Consider the following 22,894-nt stretch of genomic DNA (forward strand, 5'->3'; position numbering starts at 1 on the left):
GAAGCATATGCAACTATCAATAGTCATAAGCATACTTTACAACCTTGATTGCATAAAAAAATATCAAAAGTAGATGCAACTTTTTAATTAATGTTGTTATTATGCAATAACCTCATGAGGTAGTCATTAAGAACAATTATGAAATTAGCCACACAAGCCACGGTAAAAACTTTAGGGGACTACGCCTACCAAGCGATTGAAAAACACTTTAAGAAGACCTTGAAGTGGGAAAAATCAGTTAAGAAAGATGAAGATCCAGAAGCGCTGCACCAAATGCGAGTAGGAATGCGCCGCCTACGCACAGCCGTAACTAGCTTTGGGCTAGCGGTGGATGTGCCGAAACCAGTTAGCGATAAAAATATTGGTAAAATAGCCCGTCGTCTTGGTAGTCTCCGAGATTTAGACGTACTCAAAGAAAGTTTGGAAAACAATTACAAACCAAATTTACCCCGCAAAGAACAGGGATCTCTACAAACAGCTTTCACAGCTTTAGCTAAACAACGTGAAGATGTACTATCGACTGTACAGAAAACGTTAAAAGATGAATCTTACAAGTCTCTAAAAGATGAATTAGAGAAATGGTTAGAGAAACCAAGTTATCAACCTTTGGCATCTATTACTATTCAGCAAGTGCTACCAGACTTACTTTTACCAGAAGTGAGTAGCTTCTTACTGCATCCGGGTTGGCTAGTTGGCACGCAATTTGTGGACTCAGAAGTGATAATCCATCAAAACTGGAAACCGGAAAAGATAGAAAAACAATTAACAACAGAAGGTGAAATTATTCACAGTTTGCGAAAAGAAGCTAAACGTATACGCTACCAGATGGAGTTATTTACTGACTTATATGGTGAGTCTTACGCAGCTTATCTTACAGAAGTGAAAAGTATCCAAGAAATTTTGGGTACGATGCAAGATAGTGCCGTCTTAACTGACTGGCTTACAGACGTCTTCAAGTCAGAAATTCAGACTGAGTTACCCACCCTTGCTACTTTGTTAACTGAAAATCGTTACCAGTCGTGGCAGCAATGGCAACCTTTGCAAGAACGGTATCTAAAAACGGAAACTAGGCATAGTTTTCATTTAACAATACTGCACCCGCTTTCTGGAGTAATAAATTAAAAGTTACTCTTTGTTAGGCAAGGATTGGGCTAACCAGCACAGGCGTAATGCTAGAGAAAGCGTTAGCTTGTGCCATGTTCGGCGGCTGTTGCGACTCTTAATTTAGACTGTTCGCTTGACATACCAAGCATGAATGAGGAAGGCTTGAAATAGATACCTTATTGCTTACGCCGCACTGCTGGTTTCATCCTTGACCTCGGTTTTGATGACGAAAGCCCTTAATTCGACGATCTTATCGCCGCGAAAGCGCCAGACATCGCAGTACGAGTGATGAACCGCCTTCCCGTCTTCGTCCTTCAATGTTATGTCGCCGAGTGCCGTGACGAAATCACCTTCAGCGATTAAGTTAGTGACCGTAAACTTTGGCGGCTCGATGTACGCCGTTGCCATATATTGGCGAACGGCTTCTTTTCCTTTAAGGGTCTTGTCGCCGACAAACGTCCATTCCGTGTCGTCGGCGCAGAACGACAAGAGTCCTTCATTGTTGCCTTCAGCGATCGCCGCGTTGCCCTTTTCTAAGATTGCTTTATTTTTCTCTGACATCTGAATCTCTCCTCTGTTCAAGTGAATGCTTTAACGGAGCGGTTGCTCTACCGGTTCGACGCTCGCCTTCAACTGTTCTTGTAGATTCAAGAATACAGGTAGTACAACTCTATGCCTACTCCAAATCGCCGTCAAGCCGCGCGCCGCCCCCGAACTATTATTAGACTGAAAGTTTCTGTCTAAGATCCCGTAGTAGACGGATAGCCAGAAAGTTTCTGTGTAATACTCCAAAGCCGCTATTTAAGCCGAATCTTTCCGCATAAGACGCTCATTTTGGTGAATAGGTTGAAAGTTTCTGCATAACATCCTAAAGGGGAGAGGGTGGACTGGCTCTATCGATCTTCGGAACCGTTGGGCGATCGATCGCATCTAGTTGAGTTGAAAGTCTCTTTAGACTTGCATATAGCTGTAGATACTGTGCGCCTTCAAAGAGAACGAAGTTACAACTACTGTATACAGAAGTTCGTTTAATCTGTTGTCAGACTGATTCAGCTTTAGATAAACTCAACTAGCAGCAAACATCAAGGGTTATAAGCATCGAATATGAACATTTTACTTTTATACCCCCGTTTTCCAAAAAGTTTTTGGTCTTTTGAAAAAACACTGGCTTTATTAGATCGTAAAGCAATGCTACCGCCTTTAGGCTTGGTAACTGTAGCCGGAATTTTACCCCAAGAATGGGAATTTAAGCTGGTAGATCGAAATGTTCGCGTTTGTACAGAAGCAGAATGGGCTTGGGCAGATTTGGTTATTATGTCGGCGATGATTGTGCAAAAAGAGGATTTGCTCTCTCAGATATTAGAAGCAAAGCAGAGAGGTAAACGGGTAGCTGTGGGTGGGCCGTTTCCGACAGCGCTACCGGATGAAATGACATCCGTTGGAGCAGACTACTTGATATTAGATGAAGGGGAAATCACTCTACCCTTATTTGTAGCAGCGATCGCACGCGGCGATCGCACAGGCATTTTTCGCTCTGGTGGTGAAAAACCAGATGTCACCAATACTCCGATTCCTCGCTTTGACTTGCTAGAATTTGAAGCCTATGCAGAGATGTCGGTGCAATTTTCCCGTGGATGTCCCTTTCAGTGTGAGTTCTGTGACATTATTGTTCTCTACGGTCGCAAACCCCGCACCAAAAACCCAGATCAATTATTAGCAGAACTTGATTATCTCTACAAACTGGGTTGGCGGCGCAGTATTTTTATGGTGGATGACAACTTCATCGGTAATAAGCGGAATGTGAAATTATTTTTGAAGTCTCTTCTGCCCTGGATGGTAGAACATAACTATCCCTTTTCCTTTGCCACAGAGGCTTCAGTTGATTTAGCTCAAGATCAAGAACTGATGGATTTGATGGTAGCGTGTAATTTTGGTGCTGTTTTTCTGGGAATTGAAACCCCCGACGAAGAAAGTCTCACTTTCACTCAGAAATACCAGAATACCAGAGACTCGCTCAGTGAAGCTGTGAATAGGATTACCCGCTCAGGGCTGCGAGTCATGGCAGGCTTTATCATTGGGTTTGATGGCGAGAAAGTAGGAGCCGGCGCACGAATTGTCAAGTTTGTTGAAGAAACAGCAATTCCCACAGCCTTATTTAGTATGTTGCAAGCGCTTCCAGATACAGCCCTCTGGCATAGATTAGAAAAGGAAGGACGACTGCGTAATAAATCTGCTAACATCAACCAAACCACGTTGATGAATTTTGTGCCAACTCGACCGTTAGAAGACATCGCTGGTGAATATGTGCAGGCGTTCTGTGATTTGTATGAACCAGAGCGGTTTTTGGAGCGTACATACAAACACTTCCGGCTTTTGGGCGAAGCAACCTATCCGAAAAAGGGCAAAGGTGCTAAGAAACCATTGAACTGGAAAGTACTCCGGGCGTTTGTGATCATTTGCTGGCGTCAAGGTGTACGTCGTCAAACGCGCTGGCAATTCTGGCGCAACTTGTGGAATATGTATCAGCATAATCCGGGTGGAGTGAGTAGTTATTTAGCTGTTTGTGCCCAAATTGAGCATTTCTTGGAGTATCGCCAGATTGTTCGCGATGAAATTGAGGCTCAAGTAGCTGAATTTCTGGAAGCAGAAGCTAGGGTAAAACCGGAAGCAGAAGTGATGGAAGTGTTAGGAAGTTTAAAATAATAACTCATATCATGTCCGCTTGATTACTTAGTAAACCCCAAGAACCCCACCCCCAACCCCCTCCCCGCTCTTCGAGAGGGGGCTAAGATGTACCTCATGTAATTAGGAATTGTACGCTAAGAAATTTAATAAACCTCGACAGAAAAGAGTCGTTGCGCGGTATTAGAAATGATTATGCGCTCTAAAACTGGCTTTGGGATGCAAAGTAAAAAAGGCAGTCATGATTAAATCCACTTTCCTAAGTACAGCATTTCATTAATTCCTAGCAAATTAAATTTGGCAATACCTTGCAATGCCAATGCATGTTGATGCATTGTTAATGCGTCCCCTTGCAATGCCAATGCATGTTGATGCATTGTTAATGCGTCCCCTTGCAATGCCAATGCATGTTGATGCATTGTTAATGCGTCCCCTTGCAATGCCAATGCATGTTGATGCATTGTTAATGCGTCCCCTTGCAATGCCAATGCATTCCGATACAATGTTAATGCGTTCCCCTGCATTAAAAACGCTATGCTTTTACGCAAAGCTGTACTAAGTAACGATGCCAGCCGATAATTTGGAGATAAATGAAACGATCGCAGCACAATTTGCTCAATTAGTGCTGGATTGTATCGGGCGGGAGTATCCCAACAGTAATCTGTATTGGGCTGATAGCGACGAGGATATAAAACCACCGCGTGAATTGACTCCTGCTTTTTATGGCTGCTTAGATTGGCATTCAGCTGTACATGGTCACTGGTTGCTGGTACGTCTGATGCGTCACTTTCCTGAAGCCTCCTTCAATGTCGCGTCAAAGCAAGCACTTGATCAAAGCCTAACGCCTGAGAAGATTCAAGGAGAGATTGCCCATTTCCAACGATTACCCTTTTATGAATTTCCTTATGGTGTGGCATGGCTTCTGCAACTGGCTGCGGAACTTCACGAGTGGAATCATCCTCAAGCGAAAGAATGGCGAATTGTATTGGAACCGCTAGAAAAGTTGATTGCAGGTAATTTACAGCGCTGGATTGACACACTAAAACTCCCAAATCGCACGGGGATGCATAGCCAAACAGCTTTTGCACTTGGTTTAATGCTGGATTGGGCACGGATTACCGAAAATGCTGACTTCATTGAGTTAATAGAGAACAAGGCACGGCAATTTTATCTCAGCGATCGCAACTATTCCTTACAATTCGAGCCGCTTGGCTACGATTTTCTCTCTCCTGGCTTTGCTGAAGCAGACCTGATGCGGCGAGTCCTCCCAACAACAGCTTTTACTGACTGGCTGACGAATTTTCTTCCCCAAATACCGATTGAGAATTCAGGAAATTGGTTAGAACTAAACATAGTAGATAATCCTCAAGATTATATGCAATCCCACTTATACGGTCTTAATCTCAGTCGCGCTTGGATGCTTGAAGGGATCATTTCTGGATTGGCAAATAGCGATCGCCGCATAGAAACACTTCGCTCTGCTGCGGTTCACCATCGTCAGCATGGACTAGCAAATGTTGTCAGTGAACATTATGCAGCTAGTCACTGGCTAGGAACTTTTGCTGTTTACCTTTTAACGAATCGTGGGTTGCAAGGGCAAATTATTTAAATAGTCTGGGCGATCTAACAATGTTAGGACTTACGCACGAGTTACGGAATAACGAACCGCAGAGGCGCAGAGTACACCGAGGAATCAGAGTTTCAGAGATATTTTGCGTAAGTCCTAAATGTATCAAAACTGCTTAAATCGGGGTTTTCCCAATGCCCAATGCCCAATGCCCCATGCCCAATTCCCAATGCCCAATGCCCAATGCCCAATGCCCAATGCCCCAAACCTTAAAAGATGCCAAGTAAACATGGCTTAACCGACTGAAACTGTCAGGATCAAAGAGTAAAGAGTAAAAGGCAATCTATTTTGACTTTTAACTTTCTCCTTTTGTTCAACTTTCCACAACGGGAGGTTTTATCTTGACTAAATTAAAAGTTGGTATCAATGGCTTCGGTAGAATCGGGCGACTTGTGCTTCGCGCTGGCATCGATAACCCTAACATTGAGTTTGTGGGCATTAACGACTTAGTACCACCAGATAACCTCGCTTATCTATTAAAGTACGATTCAACCCACGGTAAATTAAAGCTCAAGGTTGAAGCTAAGGAAGATGGTATCCTCATTGACGGACACTTCATTCCTTGTGTGTCGGTGAGGAATCCAGCAGAGTTACCTTGGGGACAATTAGGTGCAGATTATGTGGTGGAATCTACGGGACTCTTCACTGGCTATGAAGGGGCTGCAAACCACCTGAAGGCAGGTGCAAAGCGAGTGATAATTTCCGCTCCCACCAAAGATCCAGATACAGTTCCTACCCTATTAATGGGTGTAAATCATCGCCTCTTTGACCCCAGCAAAGATATAATTGTCTCCAATGCTAGCTGCACTACAAACTGTCTAGCTCCCATAGCTAAGGTGATCAATGATAACTTTGGGTTAACTGAAGGGTTGATGACCACAGTTCATGCCATGACTGCCACCCAACCAACTGTAGACGGCCCTAGCAAGAAAGACTGGCGGGGTGGTCGAGGTGCAACCCAGAATATTATTCCCTCCTCCACAGGCGCAGCGAAAGCCGTAGCACTGGTTTTACCAGAATTGAAGGGTAGGTTAACTGGTATGGCATTGCGAGTTCCGACTCCCGATGTCTCTGTAGTTGATTTAACTTTCAAAACTGCCAAAGCCACCAGTTATCAGGAAATCTGTGCTGCTATGAAGGAGGCTGCCGCAGGTTCTCTATCGGGTATCTTGGGCTACACAGATGAAGAAGTAGTTTCTACGGATTTTCAAGGCGATACCCATTCTAGTATCTTCGACGCAGGTGCTGGAATTGAGTTGAACTCCAACTTCTTTAAGGTAATTGCCTGGTATGACAACGAGTGGGGCTACTCGAATCGCGTGATTGACCTGATGTTGTCTATGTCACAGAAGGAAAAACTCGCACCGACAGCATCTGTGGTTTGATTGGTCATTAGTCATTAGTCATTAGTCATTAGCTTTTGACTGCTGACTCTTGACTAGGGACTTTTGGGTTTTGGGATGATAAATACCCTGAAAACAAGACTAAATAAAGTAACTTTTTTAGCAACCTAGTGATATGAAGCACATGTGAATTTGGATGTTTTGCGCGATGTCTACGACGGGCTACGCCTACGCTCAAAGCATCCAAATTTGCAGGTTATTCCTCAACCCCCAATCCCTATGCGTCGAACCAAAATCATTTGTACTGTTGGGCCGGCTTCATCTCCACCTGAAAGGCTGCAAGCCTTAGTAGAAGCTGGAATGAATGTGGCGCGGCTGAATTTTTCTCACGGAGCCTATGAATTCCACGCCCAAACCGCTCACTATCTCAGGCAAATTAGTACTGAGCAGCAAAAGCCGATCGCAATTATGCAAGACCTGTGTGGCCCCAAGATTCGCTTGGGAATTTTACCACCAGAAGGGTTAAATCTGGAAGCTGGTAGTGAAGTCACCTTTGTTTTGCAAGAAAAGGGTGAGACTATCGACGAATTACCCCTACCATTGCCGACTTTATTCGCAATGGTGCGACCAGGCGAACCGATTTTGATTAATGATGGTCGCGTCAAGTTGATTGTTACCGCTCGTGATGCCGATCGCATTCGGGCGGAGGTGAAAATTGGCGGGCTAATTTCCACGCACAAAGGAGTAAACCTGCCACAAACTCCTTTACCTGTGAGTTCGATCACCGAAAAAGACTTGCTGGATCTGCGCTTTGGGATTCAGTTGGGTGTAGACTGGGTGGCGGTGTCTTTCGTGCGATCGCCACAAGACTTAGAACCCGCCCGAAGGATGATTGAAGCTGCTGGTGCTTCGATCCGCTTAATTGCCAAAATCGAAAGAGCAGAAGCAGTAGAGAATTTTGACTCCATTTTGAAGGTTGCGGACGCGATTATGATTGCCCGTGGTGATTTAGGGGTGGAAGTGCCAATTCACGAAGTACCCCTAATTCAAAAAGATATCATTCGCCGTTGCAATCGTGCTGGCAAGCCGGTGATTACAGCCACCCAAATGCTAGAGTCGATGATTAGCGCCCCCGATCCCACCCGCGCCGAAGCAACTGATGTTGCCAACTCCATCTTAGATGGTACGGATGCGGTAATGCTTTCTGGTGAAACGGCCGTCGGACAATATCCCGTCGCCGCCGTCCAGATGATGCACAATATCGCCGTGCGGACAGAACAGGCTCTAGATGAGGGTAGCAAACATGCTTGGTGTCATGAAGCAGGCAGTCTTAGCGTTACCGAATCTGTGGCAGAATCCGTGTGTCGCATCGCCTATGAAACAGGCTCACGGGCAATTCTCTGTAACACTTCATCAGGAAGTACAGCGAGAATGGTTTCTAAATATCGCCCTACTTCTCCGATTATTGCCCTCACCTCTGACATCACCACTTATCGCCAACTAGCACTTTCTTGGGGTGTGGAAGCTTTGCTGATCCCACCAGTCCACAATGCCGAAGAGATGTTTACCAATGTGGTGAACACAGTTGTAGACATGGGTCTAGCGAATAAGGGCGATAAGGTGGTAATTACCTCTGGCGTTCCAATTGGTAAATCGGGAACAACTAGTTTAATCAAAGTGCATTCCATTGGACAGCCAATTTCGGCATAACCCACCTAGAATAGGGCTGTGGCTGTGGATAGTAAGCAAACTTGGGCAATGATTCCGAAAAATTGCCAGAATCAGAATTGAAGCAAGAGTAAAGATTGTAAAGAACTGGGGAATAAATGAGAAGGAGTCAGAAGACAGAATTCAGAATTCAGAATACCCCACGTCTGAAGTCAGGACGAAGAGTCACGGAAAGAATTTTTTCTTCTCCATGATTAAAATCGCTTGCTCTAAACCTGGATTCTCCATCCAGTACTTCGACAAGCTCAGTAACCATCACACAAAATCCATTCTGGATTCTGGCTCCTGAATTCTGAATTCTTCTTCGGTAAATCCTGTAACATTCATCACGGAGTATTTTATGTCTAAGAATTTACTGGAACAATTGCGGGAAGTGACTGTTGTGGTCTCAGATACAGGGGATATCCAGGCAATTGAAAAGTTCAAACCCCAAGACGCCACCACCAATCCTTCTCTGATTACTGCTGCGGCGCAGATGCCAGAATATCAGGGAATTGTTGATCAAACTTTACTCCAGGCCCAGAAAGATGCTGGAGCCAAGGCTACCCAAACAGAGATAGTTTCTCTAGCTTTTGACCGTCTGGCAGTTGCCTTTGGATTAAAGATTTTACAAATTATTCCCGGTCGCGTTTCTACGGAAGTGGATGCTCGCTTGTCTTACGATACCGAAGCTACCCTTACTAAGGCACGGGATTTAATTGCCCAGTATAAAGCTGCTGGAATTGGCCCTGATCGCGTTTTGATTAAAATTGCCAGCACCTGGGAAGGCATTCGCGCTGCGGAAATTCTCGAAAAAGAAGGTATTCACTGTAACCTTACCTTGTTGTTTGGTCTTCACCAAGCGATCGCTTGTGCAGAAGCCGGCATTACCCTAATTTCTCCCTTCGTCGGTCGGATTCTCGACTGGCACAAAAAAGATACCGGACGCGATAGCTACCCCGCAGCCGAAGACCCAGGAGTTTTGTCTGTCACCAAAATCTACAACTACTACAAGAAATTCGGTTATAAAACCGAAGTTATGGGAGCTAGCTTCCGCAACATTGGTGAAATTACTGAACTTGCAGGTAGTGATTTGTTGACAATTTCGCCGGCACTTTTGGGTGAATTGCACGCAACTATTGGAGACTTGCCACGTAAACTTGACCCTGCTAAGGCAGCAAACTTGGAAATTGAAAAGATATCCATTGACAAAGCTACCTATGACAAGATGCACGCCACTGACCGCATGGCAACTGACAAACTAGACGAGGGCATCAAAGGTTTCACCAAGGCATTAGAAGACCTTGAGAAACTTTTGGCAGACCGACTAGTTCGCCTGGAAGCAGAGGTAGTAGCAAGCCATTAAGGGACTTCCAATTAAAAAAATATCCAGGCTGTAGGGTGCGTTACGGCTTGAGCCGTAACGCACTATCAAGTTATGGATAATTGATTTTTTGGTATTCCTTAGAACATAACGATAGTTAATGGTTAGTGGTTAATAGAATAACCACTAACCATTACTTATTTGCATCAGTAGTCTTCACATAGACATCTCCAGAAATTAGGTATCAGCCCAAGCTGCACAAGGGTTGTAGATTGATTTTCAAAGATGTCTAATAGCGGCGTCGAATAATTTGGTATCGTCCGACGGGCTGCCGTCGGATATTTTGCCGTTGTCTTAACGGCTGCCGTCGTCGGATATTTTGATATCGTCCGAAAGGCTGCCGTTGTCGGATTATCTGCCGTCGTCGAATAATTTGGTATCGTCCTGGCCGCCGCCGTTGAGCAATTAAAAGCTGTCCGGTTTTATCTCCAACTAGGTTAGCATCTGGCGTGGCGCTCTGTTCATTGCGAATATTATTTAGCGAAATATCCTTCGCTTCAGCTAATGAGGGCGGATACACAAAGGCACATAGCAACATTGCTATTGAGGATAGCTTCTTAAAACCTTTCATGTTTTTGCTTCTACTAGACTTTTGGCAATAACTTTATTAAACACTCTAAAGTCCGCAAATTATCGCTCACACTCTTTTTTTTAAACTTAATTTGGTATGAAATTCTGTATTGCAATTTCAACCTTATGGATAATTGTAAATGAGATTAAATTATGCAAATAAATAGCCAATGTCTAGTAAAATGTAATTTTTCCTAATTCACCATAAAGGGGGGTAATTGCTAGCTGTCTGAGTTTGAGAGAGCTTTGCCTTGCTAATCACATTCCAATACTTCTGGGTGCATTGGGTAGGGAGAAACCAAGTATCCCAAGATTGCCAAAAGCAGAAACTAATCCAGAAAATATATTATTGATAATCCCTATTTAAACAGTACTAAAAGTTAGATAAGCAAGACTACCAGCTTTGATCTCTGTTTTTATGAATAGCGAAAATTAATTGCTCCTGTCAAACCATAGTCAAAGAGGAGAATTGATTCTACATTTGACATTGTTTACTAAGAAAAAGGGTTTTAAGAAACATTCTCTTTTAGTGAAACCAGTACTCAGTAGCAATTGTTAATAAAATACTTAAAAAAATTTATTATAATTTCAACTTTATACAATTATTTTTACATAAATAAATATTATGTTAATAAAATTCATGCTTTCTATACGTATGTATTACGTAATATCATCAAATCGAGTTGTAGTCTAAATTGAAATTCACTTTTCATAGGAGAAAGATTATGTCTGAGATCAAACCAGAAGATTTGAATTCACAAGCAGTACCATTTTTCGCCCGATTCCTAGAAGGGCAAAACGCTGAAGACCTTTGTGATCAAGAATCAGAAGCAATTAGCGGCGGACAGACAGTCATGACTCAGAAGTACCCTTCTGATAGTGAAGACGGCGTTGTCGCAACAAAGAAGTACCCTTCTGATAGTGATGAACAGGCTGTTACTCATAAGTGCCATTCTGATCATGAAGATGGGCGTGTAGTAACTTTGAAGTACCCATCAGACGGCGATGACGCTTTGCCCGCAAAATACGCAAAATAACTGTACTTTCTATTTTTGAGTACACCAGAGATGCGGTTTTGAAAACTAGCAAAAACAAAATGCGATCTATGCTCAGGACTTTTGGAAAATATCGAGAAATTTAAAGAACTCGTTCAAAGAAGTACAGTTTTGTAACGGGGATAAAGACAAGAGCCACAAAACTTAAAGCCGTCCTTTATGACAGGGTTTTAGACCCATTTTTTGATAACAAAATAGGCAATCAGGGGCAGCCATTGGCTGCCCCTGATTGCTCCTGATAGTGATTAATCATTAAACCTCTTGCATAAATCAAAAATAAGAACCCCACCCCGCCAAAGCTACGCTTTGTCTCCCCTCCCCGCAAGCGAGGAGGGGTTGGGGATGGGGTGTTAGGGACTTTTGCAAGAGGTCTATTATTTGTCAGGGAATATTTTATAAGAAGAATTCAGGAGTCAGAATTCTGTATGAATAAAGCTTTTAGCCTCTGTTCTTTCTTATTTCCCCCATTCTCCATTGCCAATTTAAAAATCTACCCCTCGTTTAAGTTCTACACCTTGATTAGCATAGTGTTTGTGGCAATAAACCTCTGAGTGGACGCTAGCTAAGTCAAAGTACGCGGGTGGATTTTGGCAGCGGCCAGTGATAATAATTTCGGTGTCGCGGGGTTTGCGGAGTAAAGCTTGGACAATCGGTTCAACGGGGAGTAATTCTAAGTCAACGGTGGGATTGAGTTCATCGAGAATAATAGTTTTATACAGACCAGAGGCGATCGCAACTTTAGCGATTTCCCAACCCCGTTCGGCTTCTACGTAGTCTAATTCTTGCCGGGAATTACGCCAGACGATCGCATCTCGACCACAGCGCTGATGATCCACCACTTCTGGATATGACTGCTGCAAGGCGGCGATCGCTGCGTCTTCTGTGTACCCACTACCACCTTTAAGCCACTGCATAATTAGCACACGGGTAGAGCCGGGATGATTGATTCCCCTACCAATCGCCTGCAAGGCTTTGCCCAAAGCACTAGTAGACTTGCCTTTACCAGCACCAGTATAAATTTCAATCCCTTCAAGTAAGAGGGCTTTAGCTGTTGGGTGGTGATGAGGTTTCATTTCTGAGTGCAAATCTGCAATATCAAGCAACTTTTGCGGTGCGGCGCGTCCGGTAGCAATGATTTCCAACTCTTGGGGTTTGGATTTTAATGTCCGTACCACTTCATCCACTGGTAGCAAACCTAAATCCAGAACCGGGTTAATTTCATCGAAGACGACAACTGAATATAAACCACTGGCGATCGCACCTTTGGCTACATCCCAACCCCGCGCGGCTTCATCTCGGTCAAAGGTGGTAATTTCCTCATGCCCAAAAAATTCCGCTCTCCCAGTGCGAACCTGGTCAATTAAATGGGGGAAACCGCGCTGCAAAGCTGCGATCGCGCCATCTTCGTCATAATCACGTTCAGGCCCTTTTAAAAACCGCAGCAGTAAAACGCGGTTAGAATTACTAGGCATATTTATCCCCAAGCCAATGGAGCGCAAAACCACCCCTAAAGCCGCTTGAGACTTACCTTTACCCACGCCATCGTAGACGTGAATTTGACCAATGAGCCGTTCTGCACGCACTTGCGCCGTGCGAATACCAATACCGTTCCTTGTCATCTCTCGAAAAGCTATAACGTGGCAGTCTTTAATCTTACCTAACGTGTTGTACTCTCATCTTAGAAACTGCCCCTCTAGCGCGTCCGTACAAGTATTAACAATATCAATAGAGGAATACTGACACACCACCATAGTAAAGAACAAGAACAATCGGATAATTTCCCCCATCACCCTCACTATCCCAGTTATACTCACTACAGTTAACCCTTACCGTTGACCATTTATGCCTGAAAATTGGATGTTTCCCAGGATTTTTCCCATTGGTGGAATTCTGTTTGACTTTTTATTTGTACTAATTGCCATCCCCATCGAAGCATATGTTTTGCACACTCGGCTAAAATTTGACAAAAAATCCAGTACTTTTTATGCCATTTCTATGAATCTGTTTTCTAGTGTAATTGGTTGGTTCATATTTTTTGTATCAGAACCAATGTTGCCGATACAGGTGAAATCAGAATTAATTAATTATATGTTTTTTAATACTTTTAAATACCAGAATACACAAACTCTAATTATCTTAACTGCCTTTATAATTTTCTTTGCTACTTTTTTAATGAAATTTTTCATTTTAAGGGTATTACTACTATCATTAAATGAAACATTTGCTAAAAAAGAAGAGGAGCCTCAAACATATCAACGGCGGCGATCGCATACTTTTAGCAATGTTAAATTACAAACTACCAATTTACTTACTACAGTATTAATAGCGAATTCTCTGAGTTATAGTCTAATCACAATTATTTTATTGTTTCGCTCAAAATAGCAAGGATTGACTTGTTGAATTCAGAGGAAAGTGATTTATTAATCAGGTGGAAAAAGGAAGATGAATACGCTACTTAAAGATGTATTTGGGTTTTTTAAATTTACTGAAGGGCTTTATGCGGGAATTAGAAAGATATTAGTTCCACCCAAAGCTTATTCTTGGCAGACATTTATTTATCTGAGTATTTTTTCTTGGGTACTTTCATATTTTGCTACAAGCTATATCAAAGATGTTATTGCCTTTTTCGGCTGGTTATTTTTAATTGCCGGCACAGCTTGGTACACAACTGAAGATCCTTTGAGGGTTCCTGGTACTTTTATGCCAGTCGGGGCAGTAATCACTGGATTCTTAGTGAGTGTTTTTGCATTTGGAAATGAACACGATGTAATTACACCAAGAACAATCGTTTTATGGCCGACAATTTCAGCACTAATTACGGCAATACCAGAATTTATTGAAGGAAATGACACCGACGCTAAAGCTCGAATTCCTAAGCCAGAAGACCGCCAAAGAATCATAATTTTAGTTGCTAGTAGTATGCTGCTAAGTTGCTGGATTCAATTTTACTTTGTAATGGATAATTGGTTACGACAATATCCCAGTTTGCAGGCAGATACTTTTAAACGTAGTACCTTTGTTGTCAGAACAGAAGAAGCAGTAAAAATTCCACCAAACGGCGTTGTAATTCTAGAGCGACTTCAACCAATAGTAGTAGAACAAATAGCCCAAAGACCTTGGTCGGAAGTGGAGAAATGGTTGCTAGATGCGAAACAGCAGGTAGGAAGTCTGGGTAGGGGAGTAATTCAAAAAAACCTGGGTAAATATGAAGAGAAGGAACTATGGCGCGTTGAACCCCGTGTATCTAATACTAAGTCTGGATATATATTAGATTTATTAAGTATTTGGATAGGCCCAAGTTATAACCTACGGGGCTATTACTTGAAAAAATCTTGTCGCATTGAACCAGTTGCAGCAACCAATAATTCCGGGAATAAGATTACAGTTGCAGAAATTGAATGCGATCGCCTGAGTAAATTGATTCCTGGATCACCGCCTCCGCAGCAGTGAAGGTAGGGAGATGAGGAGGATGAGGGGGATAACCATAACAAATAACAAATAACAAATGGCTATTAACAGAATTTTTGTATTGGCAAAGAATGTGTTTCAGGAAGTGGTACGCGATCGCATCCTATATATCATTGGTTTTTATGCGCTAATACTTGCCATTGCCTTCCGCGTTCTTCCTGAATTTGCAGCTACGACTGAAGACAAAATGTTTTTAGACTTTGGGATGGCGGCGATGAATGCCATCGGGCTGATTATTACAATATTTGTTGGTACAGGACTAGTTAATAAAGAAATTGAAAAACGTACTATCTTGATGTTAATTGCTAAACCTGTCAGCCGCAGCGAAATTATCGTCGGCAAATACTTGGGTTTATCTGCAATACTAGCTGTACTTGTGGCCATGATGACAGCAATTTATCTAGTATTTCTGCAATTTGGTAAAATTCCTCATCCAACGACGAGCATTCTAATTGCTGCAATTTTCTTATTTTTGCAGTTGTCATTAATCACCTCTGTGGCTATTACCTTCAGCGTTTTTACTGCTTCACTGCTAGCGACTGTTTTAACCTTTGCGGTATATTTAATCGGAAATATTACTCACGATTTAGTACAACTTGGGCGTATTAGCCGCAACCCTGGTATGGAAGGTCTAACTCAAGGTTTGTTTCTCATCTTGCCAGATTTATCTCGATTAGATTTAAAAAATGATGCCGTTTATGGTCTGCAAGCACTACCTGACACAACAGCACTGATTACAAACGCTGGCTATGGCTTACTTTATAGTGTGATGTTGTTAGCGATCGCTATTTTTATTTTTTCACAACGCGAATTTTAGTTATTGGGCATTGGGCAAAACAGTTCCGAGTTCTGAGTAAAGAAGTGAGATTCTCTACTCGGTACGGGCTAAATGCCCCGAAGAAAGCTAACAGCACTCAACTCCTGTTGTATGAATATTTCCTGACTTATGTCAGCATTTTTTGTTTTAAAAATCACTTCAAAAGCCTATTCTCAGGTGATTGGCGATTTTTTGGGAATTTATTTTTGATTATTTACTGAGTTGATCTCCATTTGGGGTGTACTCTCAATATACGGTAACTACCACACTTGACCTTTGAGATAAATTACACCCAGAGGTGAATACCATGAAAAATTATGCTGACAAGCAAGAATTTGTATTAAGTCAAATCACAAATAAATATTTTCAGCGCCGAGATTTCAGTGGATGTGACTTGAGTGGAATCGACCTGAAAGGAATTGACTTAAATGGTGTTAACTTCATAGGAGCGGATTTGCGTGGTGCAAATCTGTGTGGCTGTGTCCTGACTCGTGCTAATTTAAGTGGCGCAAATTTGATGCAAGCTAGCTTACGTGAAGCTAATTTGTATGAAGCCTCTTTGTGCGAAGCTAATTTGATTAATGCTGATTTAACACGAGCAAATTTGTGCGGAACTTTTTTATGGCGAGTGAAATTCACAGGTAGTAATCTTTGGGGTGCTTCTTTGTGTGATGTGGATTTGAGAGAAGCAGACCTCAGTAAAGCTAAATTAATTGAAGCATCGCTGATTGAAGCTAACTTAAGTTTTGCAAATCTCGCTGGTGCAAAGCTATGTGGAGCAAAATTACTAGAAGCTAATTTGACTCAGGCCAACTTAACTGGTGCAGACCTGACATGGGCAAATTTAACCAAGGCAAACTTGAATAAGGCAAACCTTTGGGAGGCAAACCTGATTTATGCAAAGTTTCGCGATACTATCATGCCTGATGGCACAATTAAGCAACCTCAGATAGTGATTTATTAGTCAGGAGCCAGTTTTGGTCTGACTTTTCTGAGACTGAAAAGCCTGTTTTATCAGGGTTCTATCTGAAATATTGTTCAAAAATCAGATATGAGTCCTATAGATAAGGAGAATGTCAAAAAATTAGCATATACATTTCCGGTAAAATCAAGTTCTGAGGACTGTGGATTTGGGAGAAATTTGGGGTGTCTACACTTGGCGTTAACATTGACCACATCGCCACCATCCGGCAAGCACGGCGGACGGTGGAACCAGACCCCGTAGCGGCGGCGGTGCTGGCAGAATTAGGGGGTGCAGATGGGATTACGGTGCATCTGCGCGAAGATCGGCGGCATATCCAAGATAGGGATGTGCGTATATTGCGGCAAACAGTGCGATCGCATCTTAATTTAGAAATGGCCCCTACAGATGAAATGCTAGCGATCGCTCTCGATATCAAACCAAATTATGTGACTTTAGTCCCCGAAAAGCGCGAAGAAGTCACAACAGAAGGCGGACTAGATATTATCGGTAAAATTGCTAGAATAGGTGAGATAGTCGATAAATTGCAAAGCGCTAGCATACCAGTTAGTTTATTTATTGACGCAGAGCCAGCACAAATCCAAGCATCTGTCAAGGTGCAGGCGCAGTTTATTGAATTGCATACCGGACAATATGCTGAGGCTAAGGATGAAAGAAATCGCCAGCGAGAATTAGCCATATTAGCTAAAGGGTGTGAACAAGCGATTCAAGCTGGATTGCGAGTCAACGCTGGTCATGGACTCACATACTGGAACGTCTATCCGGTGGCTGCGCTTCCAGGCATGGAAGAACTGAATATTGGCCATACCATCATCAGTCGGGCTGCATTAGTAGGTATAGAAAGGGCAGTGCGCGAGATGAAAGAAGCTATAAGAGGGAAGAGGGAGTAGGGAGTAGGGAGTAGGGCATTGATTATGAAATATTCTCTCTTGCTTCCCCTGCTCCCCCATCTCCCTCATCTCCCCCACTCCCCACTCCCCACTCCCCACATTTAGAGGGATTGTCACTGCGAAATCTAGAAATTGGGATCAAATCTTCAGCAAAAACTTCTATGAGCGCAACACAATCTAACAACCTGCCGCTTTGGGTACAGCATCGGGATAAGGTAATAGCAGAAAGCACTGATGTTGAGTGGCGCGATCAGACACCGCCTGATTATTCCCGTTCAAACCAGAATCTCGCCCAAGAAAGTATCTACAATCACCTTGAAGGTACACTGGAAGCGATCGTGCAAAACTTGGTACGAACCTTTGAGATGGAGGTATCTTTCAAAGCTAACCCGCAAGAGTGGTTGTCTATTGTGAATGACAAGTTTCGCGTCAGTACCAATGGTGGAGTAGAGTACACAGCAGCAGATGTATCAGCCCAAGGTACTTACAATTTGTTTATGGCTGATTCAGAACATTACAAGGCTTCAGAAGAAACCTTTGAATCATCCGGAAAACTCTTCTACACAGCATTTCCCCAAGGATTTCCTTGGGAAGTGGTGGAAGTTTTCTCAGGGCCACCAAATGTGACATTCAAGTGGCGGCATTGGGGACATTTTAACGGAGAATACAAAGACCATGCACCGACTGGAGAGACAATAGAAATTATCGGCATGAGTATTGCAAAAGTTAGCGATGACTTGAAGATTGTTTCCTTAGAACACTACTTTGACAATAGTCTGTTCTTGCAAAAGCTAACATCTGGTGGCAAGACAAATGCTGAAAGCCAGAGAAGTGCTTGTCCGTTCAGTTCTTGGTTCAAGAAATCCCACAAGAGTTAGTTTTTAGGGGTACAGAGTGCAGCGCTGTGCCCTTAAATTATTCACATAGCAACCAAAGGATGCAAATGCAAACATATTATTACGTTTTGGCCAGTCAACGCTTTCTTCTCGAAGAAGAACCGACACACGAAGTTCTCAAAGAGCGCACTCGTCACTACCACGAACAAGAAAAAGAAATAGATTTTTGGTTGGTTCAGCAACCAGCTTTCTTGGAAACACCGCAGTTTACAGAGTTAAAAGCGAAGTGTCCTCAACCAGCAGTAGCAATTATTTCTACTAATCCCCAATTTATTACTTGGTTAAAACTGCGTTTAGAGTACGTCAGTACTGGTGAATTCCAGGCTCCTTCTGAGACAATACCGGATGCTTTGGCATCGCTTGCTACTGTTTCCTAATCTGGGCATTGGGGAGCCAGGCGGTAAGAGCGGGTTTCCCACGCCAGCCCGCACAACGGGGGGAAAATACGCAAGCGGCTGGCTCGACTTGAGACGACTGGCGTCATTGGGCATGGGTTATTCTCCTTGTCTCCCTTGTCCCCTTGTCTCCCTATTCCCCACTCCCCACTCCCCATTCCCTAATTTTATTTTTGAGGAACAAAATATATTTTTTGACACTCCTTTAATCCGCATACTTAAGTAGCTAGGTTTTCACCTTTTTTCTTATAAAATCTTCTAAGACACCTTGATTTACATAATCTAACTTTTGTGCATAGATTTCAGACTTTACTAAGTGTTTTCGGATTAGCGATTGCAGGGTTGATTGGTGGCATGAGTTCTGTCTTTGCCCAACAAGCCATTCCCCTTTGTCAACCACCAAATACAGGTGAGTATCTTTTATTAGTAGTCAGTCCCACAGCAAATAATCAAAAGCAGTTGCGTAGTGCCTTACCGTCTGAACTTAAGACCATCACCTGCAAATATCTCAACGAAACTGTGACGCGGGTAGGGGGCTTTAACAAAATTGACGATGCCAATCGTTGGGCCAGATATGTCAGCAATATTGTTGGACTGTCTGCCATAATTACAACTCGACCAACAACGGCAGATGTGCAGCCACAGCCCAGACCAAGAACGGCAAATGTGCAGCCACAGCCACAGCCACAGCCACAGCCACAGCCACAGTCACCTCAGCAGACAGCTAACTATAATCCTCAAGCCTTAGGAGAGGGTTATGCAGTCCTGGTAGATTATTACAACCGTCCTGAACTAGTAAATAGTGTGCAGCAACTAATGGGAGGTAACGTAGGTTTTGTTTCTTATGGACAACGCCCTTACTTGTTGGCAGTTTATACCACTAACCAAAGTGAAGCATACAACACATTGCAAAAGCTGAACGATCGCGGTCTTGTTGCCAGCATAGTAGATAGTCGTAAGGTGATTCTGCTGCGCTCAACTGTGCGCTTGTAGTGATATAAAGTTTTCTGAAATACTGATGCGATCTACCTGGGTGGTAATTTGTCAACTGACCGAATTTTAGATTTTAAATTTGGGATTGAAAATTCAAAAGGTTTAAAGCGAATGTATTTATTTGTGGAACAAATCCTTCCATCCTCAGAGCAAGTAAATTTATTCATGGGGTAAATCTAAAATCCAAAATTGGTTGACAAATTACTAGCCGCTCAAAGAAAAATTCATTGCTCTAGCTTAATAAGCAGACCTAGCTAACCAATAGATAGTTATACCCAAAGCTGACCCAGCGATTACCTGAACTGGTGTATGTCCAAGTAATTCCTTCAAACGGTCTTGGCTAAAGTCTGGTTTTTCATCAAATAATTCATCAATCATTTGATTAAGGATACGAGCTTGCTTACCAGCCGCTTGGCGAACTCCGGCTGCATCATACATGACGATGATCGCAAAAATCATCGCAACGGCAAAATCAGGAGATCCCCAACCCAGTTCTTGCCCTACACCAGCCGCTAGAGCCGTAACTAGAGCCGAATGGGCACTGGGCATACCTCCGGTTGTCACCAAAACACGCACATTCAGTTTGCGATTTTTGATGATCTCGATTACGAGTTTTAGTGCTTGAGCAATTAAACAAGCTAGCAGAGCAACCAGCAGCACCCGGTTGTCTAAAATGTTGCCTATGTCCTGCATGGTATTTTGGTTAGGTTAATAGATATTAGCAGCAGTTGTTGGTTGAGGAAACATTTAGATTTAACCCAAAATCCAAAATTAACCTAGTACATCACGATGGAAACAGACCAATTATTCAAAATAGCCTAAAAGCTTATCAAACAAGCTTTTAGAATTTTAAATTTTGAATTCCGTTGGGCGGTAGTACTACAGCATAGTGTAAATAAACCACCCATTCCAAATCAATGAAACCCTTGCGGTATAATAATTACATAGCTTGCTTCTCGCCAAAGGCGAGTATTCCGAATTCCGCAAAGCTGTACTAGTTATTGCGGCTGATAATAAAATGAGCGATCGCTTGGAGTGGTTTGGCTCTCTCCCCAAATGGTTCTAATTCCACACAAGCTGCTTTTACTAGCTCTTGGGCTTTTGAGCGCGATTCCTCAAGCCCCCAAAGGCTGGGATAGGTCACTTTCTGGGCTTTTTGGTCTTTACCAGCTGTTTTGCCTAATTGCTCTTGAGTAGCAGTGATATCCAGAATATCATCTATTATTTGGAATGCTAGCCCAATATTTTGAGCATAACGGGTCAGTCGCTGCACATCTTCAAGTGATGCCCCAGTTATGATCCCGCCACAAACTACGCAAGCTTCCAAAAGAGCAGCTGTTTTGTGTTTATGAATGAAATTTAGCGTTTCTAGGGAAATATCTGATTTACCTTCCGACTCTAAATCGACAACTTGACCGCCGACCAAACCAGCTGCCCCCAGCGCCCGACCAAGACGGGCAATTACCTGCAAGACTAGCTCTCTGTTGACGCTTTGGGGGGTTTCAATGGCAACAAACTCAAAAGCCAGAGCCAACAAGCCATCCCCAGCCAAAATCGCCACATCTTCGCCATAGACTTTATGATTTGTCAACTTACCACGACGGTAATCGTCATTATCCATCGCTGGGAGGTCGTCATGAATCAACGACATTGTGTGGATCATCTCCACAGCACAAGCCGTTGGCATGGCCATTTCGATAGTTCCACCCATCATTTCACAGGTAGCAAGGCAAAGAATGGGACGTACACGCTTGCCTCCAGCTAATAACGAGTAGCGCATCGCCTCATAAATCTTTTCTGGATAAATGATTGGGATAGCCTGATCCAAAGCAGTATCACAAAGCTTTTGTCGCTCTTTTAGATAGGCTGCTAAGTTAAATGTGGCTTCCTCTGGTGGTGTCTTTTGAACGTTATCAGTTGCTACCATTCTTAAATTCCTGACATTTGGGGATTTTTGTCTTATACGTCACAATTTTAAGGTGCTGTGGGGCTGAAAAAATGAATAGTTAGGAATTAGGAGTTAGGAATTAGCAATAATAATTCTTAACTTTTAACTGATCACTCCTCACTCTCTTTCCTCTCTTGCCGCCCTAGAATAGCTGGCAAATGTATTTTGCAACAATATGGCGACAGTCATCGGGCCAACACCACCAGGAACGGGGGTAATAAATCCTGCTACATCGGCGGTTGATTCAAAGTGGACATCGCCAATTAAGCGACTTTTGCCACTAGCATCGGTGACGCGATTCATCCCTACATCTACCACAACAGCGCCCGGTTTCACCATATCAGCAGTGATCAGTCCGGGACGACCTACTGCTGCAATTAGAATATCAGCATTTTGGGTGATGGTTTTGAGATTATCCGATCGCGAGTGAGCGATCGTAACTGTGGCATCAGCTTCTAGTAGCATCAGCGCCATAGGTTTACCCACCAAAATACTGCGTCCCACGACTACTGCCTGTTTTCCCTGCAAAGGAATCTCATATTCTTGTAACAGTCGCATCACACCAGCCGGCGTGCAGCTGCGTAAACCTGTTTCTCCCCGTACTAATCGCCCCAAGTTAACTGGGTGGAGTCCATCAGCATCTTTATCAGGATCAATTTGATGTAGCAGAGTCACAGCATCCAAGTGGTTAGGTAAGGGCAACTGCACAAGAATGCCATCCACCCGTTCATCCTGGTTGAGTGCAGCTATCACCTCTTCTAACTCCCCAAGGGTAGTTTGGGCGGGAAAATGCTTACCAAAAGAGGCGATACCAACTTTAGCGCAGGCTTTTTCTTTATTACGTACATAAGCGGCTGATGCTGGATTATCGCCAACCATCAGCACCGCTAAACCAGGGGGCCGTCCAATTTTTGGTTGTAATTGTGTAATGGCAACAGAAAGTTCTTGCTGAATTTTTGCAGCTATTGCTTTACCATCAAGGAGTTTGGCAGTTTTTGTTTCCATGAGAATTCCCATATTCGCCTTTTTTCAA

General features: G+C 43.1%; 22 protein-coding genes. 15 read left to right on the forward strand and 7 right to left on the reverse strand.

Annotation, left to right across the window (positions count from 1 at the left end):
- Positions 1-138: 138 nt before the first annotated feature.
- Positions 139-1,122 (forward strand): CHAD domain-containing protein, encoded by a 984-nt coding sequence (locus HWQ23_RS23600; RefSeq protein ID WP_292833633.1) that lies wholly within the window; start codon positions 139-141, stop codon positions 1,120-1,122.
- A gap of 165 nt (positions 1,123-1,287) precedes the next feature.
- Here the strand turns inward: HWQ23_RS23600 and HWQ23_RS23605 are convergent, their stop codons facing one another.
- Positions 1,288-1,665: a nuclear transport factor 2 family protein gene (locus HWQ23_RS23605; protein WP_292833635.1), complete on the reverse strand. Its 378-nt coding sequence runs from the start codon at positions 1,663-1,665 to the stop codon at positions 1,288-1,290.
- Positions 1,666-2,208: 543 nt separating this feature from the next.
- Here HWQ23_RS23605 and HWQ23_RS23610 point away from each other — a divergent pair.
- Entirely contained in the window at positions 2,209-3,807 is a 1,599-nt protein-coding gene (locus tag HWQ23_RS23610) for a B12-binding domain-containing radical SAM protein (RefSeq protein WP_292833637.1), read from the forward strand.
- 224 nt (positions 3,808-4,031) lie between these two features.
- Here the strand turns inward: HWQ23_RS23610 and HWQ23_RS23615 are convergent, their stop codons facing one another.
- A complete protein-coding gene (locus HWQ23_RS23615; RefSeq protein WP_292833639.1) occupies positions 4,032-4,247 on the reverse strand; it encodes a hypothetical protein in 216 nt (71 codons plus the stop codon).
- A 104-nt stretch (positions 4,248-4,351) separates the two neighbouring features.
- On the opposite strand from HWQ23_RS23615, the gene HWQ23_RS23620 reads away from it, so the two are divergent.
- From HWQ23_RS23620 to HWQ23_RS23635, 4 genes are all read left to right on the forward strand, one after another.
- On the forward strand, positions 4,352-5,395 hold the full coding sequence (locus tag HWQ23_RS23620) for a DUF2891 domain-containing protein (protein WP_292833641.1): 1,044 nt from the start codon (positions 4,352-4,354) through the stop codon (positions 5,393-5,395).
- A 359-nt stretch (positions 5,396-5,754) separates the two neighbouring features.
- The gene (gene gap, locus HWQ23_RS23625) at positions 5,755-6,798 is read left to right on the forward strand and encodes a type I glyceraldehyde-3-phosphate dehydrogenase (protein ID WP_292833643.1); all 1,044 of its coding nucleotides are present in this window, start codon (positions 5,755-5,757) and stop codon (positions 6,796-6,798) included.
- Positions 6,799-7,035: 237 nt separating this feature from the next.
- Positions 7,036-8,466 (forward strand): pyruvate kinase, encoded by a 1,431-nt coding sequence (pyk, locus tag HWQ23_RS23630; RefSeq protein ID WP_334887731.1) that lies wholly within the window; start codon positions 7,036-7,038, stop codon positions 8,464-8,466.
- 358 nt (positions 8,467-8,824) lie between these two features.
- The gene (locus HWQ23_RS23635) at positions 8,825-9,829 is read left to right on the forward strand and encodes a transaldolase (RefSeq protein ID WP_292833647.1); all 1,005 of its coding nucleotides are present in this window, start codon (positions 8,825-8,827) and stop codon (positions 9,827-9,829) included.
- A gap of 247 nt (positions 9,830-10,076) precedes the next feature.
- Here HWQ23_RS23635 and HWQ23_RS23640 read toward each other — a convergent pair whose 3' ends face one another.
- A complete protein-coding gene (locus HWQ23_RS23640; RefSeq protein WP_292833649.1) occupies positions 10,077-10,418 on the reverse strand; it encodes a hypothetical protein in 342 nt (113 codons plus the stop codon).
- A 724-nt stretch (positions 10,419-11,142) separates the two neighbouring features.
- On the opposite strand from HWQ23_RS23640, the gene HWQ23_RS23645 reads away from it, so the two are divergent.
- Positions 11,143-11,454 (forward strand): microviridin/marinostatin family tricyclic proteinase inhibitor, encoded by a 312-nt coding sequence (locus HWQ23_RS23645; protein ID WP_292833651.1) that lies wholly within the window; start codon positions 11,143-11,145, stop codon positions 11,452-11,454.
- Positions 11,455-11,954: 500 nt separating this feature from the next.
- Here HWQ23_RS23645 and HWQ23_RS23650 read toward each other — a convergent pair whose 3' ends face one another.
- Positions 11,955-13,091, reverse strand: a complete 1,137-nt coding sequence (locus tag HWQ23_RS23650; RefSeq protein ID WP_292833653.1) for a cob(I)yrinic acid a,c-diamide adenosyltransferase — start codon at positions 13,089-13,091, stop codon at positions 11,955-11,957.
- Between the two features lie 223 nt (positions 13,092-13,314).
- On the opposite strand from HWQ23_RS23650, the gene fraC reads away from it, so the two are divergent.
- The 8 genes from fraC to HWQ23_RS23690 all read left to right on the forward strand — a co-directional run bounded on the left by fraC (position 13,315) and on the right by HWQ23_RS23690 (position 19,913).
- On the forward strand, positions 13,315-13,854 hold the full coding sequence (gene fraC, locus HWQ23_RS23655; protein WP_292833655.1) for a filament integrity protein FraC: 540 nt from the start codon (positions 13,315-13,317) through the stop codon (positions 13,852-13,854).
- A 60-nt stretch (positions 13,855-13,914) separates the two neighbouring features.
- A complete protein-coding gene (fraD, locus tag HWQ23_RS23660) occupies positions 13,915-14,922 on the forward strand; it encodes a septal junction protein FraD (RefSeq protein ID WP_292833657.1) in 1,008 nt (335 codons plus the stop codon).
- Between the two features lie 55 nt (positions 14,923-14,977).
- Positions 14,978-15,757, forward strand: a complete 780-nt coding sequence (locus HWQ23_RS23665) for an ABC transporter permease (RefSeq protein WP_292833659.1) — start codon at positions 14,978-14,980, stop codon at positions 15,755-15,757.
- 307 nt (positions 15,758-16,064) lie between these two features.
- Positions 16,065-16,721 carry a pentapeptide repeat-containing protein gene (locus HWQ23_RS23670; protein WP_292833661.1) on the forward strand — a complete coding sequence of 219 codons (657 nt, stop codon included), beginning with the start codon at positions 16,065-16,067 and terminating at the stop codon, positions 16,719-16,721.
- A gap of 182 nt (positions 16,722-16,903) precedes the next feature.
- Positions 16,904-17,629 (forward strand): pyridoxine 5'-phosphate synthase, encoded by a 726-nt coding sequence (locus HWQ23_RS23675; protein ID WP_292833663.1) that lies wholly within the window; start codon positions 16,904-16,906, stop codon positions 17,627-17,629.
- 161 nt (positions 17,630-17,790) lie between these two features.
- On the forward strand, positions 17,791-18,507 hold the full coding sequence (locus HWQ23_RS23680; protein WP_292833665.1) for a nuclear transport factor 2 family protein: 717 nt from the start codon (positions 17,791-17,793) through the stop codon (positions 18,505-18,507).
- 65 nt (positions 18,508-18,572) lie between these two features.
- Positions 18,573-18,902 (forward strand): MgPME-cyclase complex family protein, encoded by a 330-nt coding sequence (locus HWQ23_RS23685; RefSeq protein WP_292833667.1) that lies wholly within the window; start codon positions 18,573-18,575, stop codon positions 18,900-18,902.
- A gap of 309 nt (positions 18,903-19,211) precedes the next feature.
- Positions 19,212-19,913 (forward strand): hypothetical protein, encoded by a 702-nt coding sequence (locus HWQ23_RS23690; protein ID WP_292833669.1) that lies wholly within the window; start codon positions 19,212-19,214, stop codon positions 19,911-19,913.
- A gap of 237 nt (positions 19,914-20,150) precedes the next feature.
- Here HWQ23_RS23690 and HWQ23_RS23695 read toward each other — a convergent pair whose 3' ends face one another.
- The 3 genes from HWQ23_RS23695 to folD form a co-directional block, all read right to left on the reverse strand.
- Positions 20,151-20,606, reverse strand: coding sequence for a divergent PAP2 family protein (locus HWQ23_RS23695; RefSeq protein WP_099100219.1), 456 nt, complete (start codon positions 20,604-20,606; stop codon positions 20,151-20,153).
- A gap of 301 nt (positions 20,607-20,907) precedes the next feature.
- Complete coding sequence (gene crtE / locus HWQ23_RS23700; RefSeq protein WP_292833671.1) at positions 20,908-21,840, reverse strand: geranylgeranyl diphosphate synthase CrtE; 933 nt, start codon at positions 21,838-21,840, stop codon at positions 20,908-20,910.
- 138 nt (positions 21,841-21,978) lie between these two features.
- On the reverse strand, positions 21,979-22,866 hold the full coding sequence (gene folD, locus HWQ23_RS23705) for a bifunctional methylenetetrahydrofolate dehydrogenase/methenyltetrahydrofolate cyclohydrolase FolD (RefSeq protein ID WP_292833673.1): 888 nt from the start codon (positions 22,864-22,866) through the stop codon (positions 21,979-21,981).
- Between the last annotated feature and the right edge of the window lie 28 nt (positions 22,867-22,894).

It is taken from the genome of Nostoc sp. JL33 (assembly GCF_017114985.1).
Taxonomy (GTDB): Bacteria; Cyanobacteriota; Cyanobacteriia; order Cyanobacteriales; family Nostocaceae; genus Nostoc.

What these genes read in the sequence shown, in the direction of transcription:
- HWQ23_RS23645 (WP_292833651.1), top strand. Translation starts at nt 11,143, where the DNA reads ATGTCTGAGATCAAACCAGAAGATTTGAATTCACAAGCAGTACCATTT.
- HWQ23_RS23685 (WP_292833667.1), top strand. Translation starts at nt 18,573, where the DNA reads ATGCAAACATATTATTACGTTTTGGCCAGTCAACGCTTTCTTCTCGAA.
- HWQ23_RS23600 (WP_292833633.1), top strand. Translation starts at nt 139, where the DNA reads ATGAAATTAGCCACACAAGCCACGGTAAAAACTTTAGGGGACTACGCC.
- fraD (WP_292833657.1), top strand. Translation starts at nt 13,915, where the DNA reads ATGAATACGCTACTTAAAGATGTATTTGGGTTTTTTAAATTTACTGAA.
- HWQ23_RS23670 (WP_292833661.1), top strand. Translation starts at nt 16,065, where the DNA reads ATGAAAAATTATGCTGACAAGCAAGAATTTGTATTAAGTCAAATCACA.
- HWQ23_RS23640 (WP_292833649.1), bottom strand. Translation starts at nt 10,418, where the DNA reads ATGAAAGGTTTTAAGAAGCTATCCTCAATAGCAATGTTGCTATGTGCC.
- HWQ23_RS23695 (WP_099100219.1), bottom strand. Translation starts at nt 20,606, where the DNA reads ATGCAGGACATAGGCAACATTTTAGACAACCGGGTGCTGCTGGTTGCT.
- fraC (WP_292833655.1), top strand. Translation starts at nt 13,315, where the DNA reads ATGCCTGAAAATTGGATGTTTCCCAGGATTTTTCCCATTGGTGGAATT.
- HWQ23_RS23605 (WP_292833635.1), bottom strand. Translation starts at nt 1,665, where the DNA reads ATGTCAGAGAAAAATAAAGCAATCTTAGAAAAGGGCAACGCGGCGATC.
- HWQ23_RS23620 (WP_292833641.1), top strand. Translation starts at nt 4,352, where the DNA reads ATGCCAGCCGATAATTTGGAGATAAATGAAACGATCGCAGCACAATTT.
- folD (WP_292833673.1), bottom strand. Translation starts at nt 22,866, where the DNA reads ATGGAAACAAAAACTGCCAAACTCCTTGATGGTAAAGCAATAGCTGCA.
- crtE (WP_292833671.1), bottom strand. Translation starts at nt 21,840, where the DNA reads ATGGTAGCAACTGATAACGTTCAAAAGACACCACCAGAGGAAGCCACA.
- HWQ23_RS23610 (WP_292833637.1), top strand. Translation starts at nt 2,209, where the DNA reads ATGAACATTTTACTTTTATACCCCCGTTTTCCAAAAAGTTTTTGGTCT.
- HWQ23_RS23635 (WP_292833647.1), top strand. Translation starts at nt 8,825, where the DNA reads ATGTCTAAGAATTTACTGGAACAATTGCGGGAAGTGACTGTTGTGGTC.
- pyk (WP_334887731.1), top strand. Translation starts at nt 7,036, where the DNA reads ATGCGTCGAACCAAAATCATTTGTACTGTTGGGCCGGCTTCATCTCCA.
- HWQ23_RS23680 (WP_292833665.1), top strand. Translation starts at nt 17,791, where the DNA reads ATGAGCGCAACACAATCTAACAACCTGCCGCTTTGGGTACAGCATCGG.
- HWQ23_RS23650 (WP_292833653.1), bottom strand. Translation starts at nt 13,091, where the DNA reads ATGACAAGGAACGGTATTGGTATTCGCACGGCGCAAGTGCGTGCAGAA.
- HWQ23_RS23615 (WP_292833639.1), bottom strand. Translation starts at nt 4,247, where the DNA reads ATGCATCAACATGCATTGGCATTGCAAGGGGACGCATTAACAATGCAT.
- HWQ23_RS23665 (WP_292833659.1), top strand. Translation starts at nt 14,978, where the DNA reads ATGGCTATTAACAGAATTTTTGTATTGGCAAAGAATGTGTTTCAGGAA.